We start from the raw sequence: 3,749 nt of genomic DNA, 5'->3' as shown, positions 1-3,749 counted from the left end.
CATCGCGGACGCGGTGTACGGGCGGGACATGCGGAACACGACCCTCGACGGGGTGCTTCCGGGCCGAAGGCCGCACCGAACTACTGCGCCGCCGCCAAGCGCTCCAGCGCCGCGTCGACGCGGGCCAGCACCCGGTCGCGACCGAGCACCTGGAGCGACTCGAACAGGGGCAGGCCGATCGTCCGGCCGGTCACCGCAACTCGCACCGGGGCCTGCGACTTGGACAACTTGAGGCCGTGCGCGGCCCCTGCGGCCTCGACCGCGGCCTTGAGCGCGTCCACGTTCCACTCGGCACTCGCCAACTCGGTACGCGCACTGGCCAGCACGTCCGCGGCGCCGGGCTTCATCGCCTTGGCCCAGGCCGCCTCGTCCTCGGCGGGCGCGTCCAGGAACAGGAAGTCCACGTACATCGGGACCTCGTCGAGCACCGTGATCCTGGTCTGCACGAGCGGCGCGACCTCGGCGAACACGGCCGGGTCGTACGCCTCCTTCGCCCACGGCGCCTTCGCCCCGAGCAGCCACGGCTCGCAGGCCCGCACGAACGCGTCCGCGTCGAGCGCGCGGATGTAGTCGGCGTTGAACGAGGAAAGCTTCTTCACGTCGAAGAACGCCGACGACTTGTTCACGTCCCGCAGGTCGAAGAGCTGCTCCAGCTCCGCGTAGGGCCGGATCTCGATGTCGTCCTTGGGCCCCCACCCGAGCAGGAAGAGGTAGTTCACCAACGCCTCGGGCAGGTAACCCTCGTCCAGGTAGGACTCCAGGGCCACCTTGTCCCGGCGCTTGGACAACTTCTGCCGCTTCTCGTTCACGATCACCGGCAGGTGCGCCCACTGCGGCGGGGTCGCGCCGAGCGCCTCCCACAACAACTGCTGCTTGGCCGCGTTGGACAGGTGCTCCTCGCCGCGGATCACGATGGTGATCCGCTGGTCGACGTCGTCGACCACGTTCGCCAGCAGGAACACCGCCGAGCCGTTGCCCCGGGCCACCACGAAGTCCTCCAGCGAGGCGTTCGGGAACTCGGTGTCGCCGCGGACCAGGTCGGCCACGACCGTCACGCCCTCGTCCGGCGTACGAAAGCGCAGCGCGCGCCCCTCGCCCGCGGCCAGGCCGCGGTCCCGGCAGAAGCCGTCGTAGCCAAGGTGCTTGGAGCCGGTACGGGCCTCCAGGTCCTCACGGGTGCAGTCGCAGTAGTACGCGCGACCCGCCTCGAACAGGCGGACCGCCGACTCGCGGTGCAGCGCCGCGTTCTGCGACTGGAAGTACGGACCCTCGAAGGCCGGGTCGGACGCGTTGATCCCGATCGCCGCGAGGGCGCCGATGATGCCCTCGGTCCACTCCGGCCGGTTCCGCGCCTCGTCGGTGTCCTCGACCCGCAACACGAACGTGCCGCCGGCCTTGTGCGCCACGGCCCAGTTGTACAGCGCGGAACGAGCGCCACCGACGTGGAACATGCCGGTGGGAGAGGGAGCGAAGCGAACACGAACCGAAGAGGCAGACATGTGCTCCAGGGTATCCGCCGAACGACCCGGGTTCGGGCCGGCACCCGGCTCCGCTCACCACCCCGAGCGCACCACCCCGAGCACCCGACCCGCGACGCACCACCCCCGAGGCACCCGACTCAGCGCATGGCCTCCGGAACCGGCATGTCCACCCACACGGTCTTGCCGTCGCCCTGGTGCACGACCACCCCCCAGTCCAGCGTCAACCGGCGGATGATGTGCAGCCCGTGTCCGCCCGGTCGTGTTCCCGAGTGCGGCGCCCGCGCCTGCGGCGGTTCCTCGCTGCGGTCGTCCACCTCGATCCGGAGCAGATCACTGGTCCGCACGACGCGCAGCTCGACCGGACCGCCCGCGTGCAGGCACGCGTTGGTGACCAGTTCGACCGCGACGAGCAGGACGTCGTCGGACGTCAACATCACCTGTTCGTCGTCGGAACCCGACCATCCGTACGCGTGGAGCGTGTTGCGGATGAACGTCCTGGACCGCGCCACCGCCCCCGTCGCGCCCTCGAATGGCAATCTCCGCACCTGACGAAGCGGTGGGGTGGAGAAACAGGCACCCCCGTCGCCGGGCGCCTGCGATCGCATGGCGCACATCTACTGGCTCACCTCGCTCACGCTGCTACGCGGTGATAGTTGCCCGCATCCCGCTGGAGGACACCAGAAGTCACGGGCTACTCTCCGACCGCCTCTGCCAGGGTCTCGTGGAAAGTGAACCCCTGTACCGCACCGGTGATCTCGAATACCCGCGCAACGGCAGGTTGAACGCCCACGAGGTGGACCGCTCCTCCTGCGGCCTGCGCGCGAAGCCGGGCACCGAGGAACGCGTTCAGTCCGGTCGAATCGCAGAAATCGAGTCCGGAACAGTCGATCACCAGGCGCGTACTGCCCTGCTCGACACACTCGAACAGGCGGTCCCGCACCGCGGCGGCACTGTCCACATCGATCTCACCGGCGACCGTAACGATCGCAGAGGTGCCATTGGTGCTCACCGACACCGTCAAGCCGCCCTGCATGCCAGCCTCCTGCTGCCCTTTGCCCACCGAGTAATCCGGCCCGGGCACACGATAGACGACGGCCCGTCGATGATGGGCGTCACCCGGCGCACACAAGTTTTTCGAGTGCATGGTGTTTGGCATCGCTCATCCGGGTTAGGCGCAGGGGAAACCTCAAAAACGCGTCACGAGGGGGAGGCATGGCAGTACAGCTCGAAGCCGAGATGCAGGTCCGGGGGTCGCAGCGGCCACCGGCAATGGACACCGGGGCAGAAGAGCTGGATCTGTACGAGCTCCACCACGAGTTCGACGAGGCCCACATCGGGTCGATGGGCGCCGCGGACGCGCGCGCCCTGTCCAGGACCCTGTTTCGGCGACTGAATCGGCTCGAGGAAGGCACGCACGAGTACCAGTACGTGCGCAACACCCTCATCGAACTCAATCTGCCCCTGGTGCGTTTCGCCGCAGGCCGTTTTCGCACCCGCAGCGAACCGCTGGAGGACATCGTCCAGGTCGGCACCATCGGGCTGATCAAGGCGATCGATCGTTTCGACACCGAGCGCGAGGTCGAGTTCCCGACCTTCGCGATGCCGACCATCCTCGGTGAGATCAAGCGTTTCTTCCGGGACACCACGTGGTCGGTCCGGGTGCCCCGGCGGCTCCAGGAACTGCGACTGCGGCTGGCCAAGGCGAGCGAGGAGTTGGGGCAGCGGCTGGACCGGGCGCCCACCGTCGCCGAACTCGCGGCCTTCCTGGAGGTTTCGCGCGAGGAGGTCGTCGAGGGCATGATCGCCTCGAACGGCTACAGCGCGTCCTCCCTGGACACACCCGGTGGTGGTGCCGGCGGCGACGACGCCGCGATCCCGATCGACCGGCTCGGCACGGACGACTCCGCACTCGAACTGGTCGACAACCGCGAGTCGCTCAAGCCGCTGATCGCCGCGCTCCCGCCGCGCGAGAAGCACATCCTGCTGTTGCGCTTCTTCGGCGGCAAGACCCAGGCCGAGATCGGCGAGCAACTGGGCATTTCCCAGATGCACGTCTCCCGGCTGCTCTCCCGCACGCTCGGCACACTGCGCGCGGGGCTGCTCGCGGAGAACTGAGCCGGGCGGACCACCGCCGGGCTCACAGTCGTGTGCACGGACGCCGAGAGGGGGGGGGGGGGGGGGGCCCCCCCCCCCCCCCCCGCGGCCCGGGGCGGGGGCCGGCCCCCCCCGGGGGGGGGCGCCCCAGGGGGGGGCGCACGACAGCCGCCG

4 protein-coding genes are annotated in these 3,749 nt (G+C 69.4%); 1 reads left to right on the top strand and 3 read right to left on the bottom strand.

The features are described 5' to 3' along the window. Nucleotides 1–80: 80 nt before the first annotated feature. The 3 genes from gltX to ACFXMF_RS47140 all read right to left on the bottom strand — a co-directional run bounded on the left by gltX (nt 81) and on the right by ACFXMF_RS47140 (nt 2,541). Nucleotides 81–1,451, bottom strand: a complete 1,371-nt coding sequence (gene gltX, locus ACFXMF_RS47150) for a glutamate--tRNA ligase (RefSeq protein WP_360314707.1) — start codon at nt 1,449–1,451, stop codon at nt 81–83. 167 nt (nt 1,452–1,618) lie between these two features. Beyond that, nucleotides 1,619–2,026: an ATP-binding protein gene (locus ACFXMF_RS47145; protein ID WP_360314679.1), complete on the bottom strand. Its 408-nt coding sequence runs from the start codon at nt 2,024–2,026 to the stop codon at nt 1,619–1,621. Between the two features lie 146 nt (nt 2,027–2,172). Beyond that, the gene (locus ACFXMF_RS47140; RefSeq protein ID WP_379992715.1) at nt 2,173–2,541 is read right to left on the bottom strand and encodes an STAS domain-containing protein; all 369 of its coding nucleotides are present in this window, start codon (nt 2,539–2,541) and stop codon (nt 2,173–2,175) included. A gap of 209 nt (nt 2,542–2,750) precedes the next feature. Between ACFXMF_RS47140 and ACFXMF_RS47135 the strand changes: the two genes are divergently transcribed. Next, nucleotides 2,751–3,596, top strand: coding sequence for an RNA polymerase sigma factor SigF (locus tag ACFXMF_RS47135; RefSeq protein WP_379992714.1), 846 nt, complete (start codon nt 2,751–2,753; stop codon nt 3,594–3,596). Nucleotides 3,597–3,749: the final 153 nt, after the last annotated feature.

The sequence above is a fragment of the Embleya sp. NPDC059213 genome (assembly GCF_042754445.1).
Lineage (GTDB): Bacteria > Actinomycetota > Actinomycetes > Streptomycetales > Streptomycetaceae > Embleya.
This window is presented reverse-complemented; position numbering and strand designations above follow the sequence as displayed.

What these genes read in the sequence shown, in the direction of transcription:
- gltX (WP_360314707.1), bottom strand. Translation starts at nt 1,451, where the DNA reads ATGTTCCACGTCGGTGGCGCTCGTTCCGCGCTGTACAACTGGGCCGTG.
- ACFXMF_RS47135 (WP_379992714.1), top strand. Translation starts at nt 2,751, where the DNA reads ATGGACACCGGGGCAGAAGAGCTGGATCTGTACGAGCTCCACCACGAG.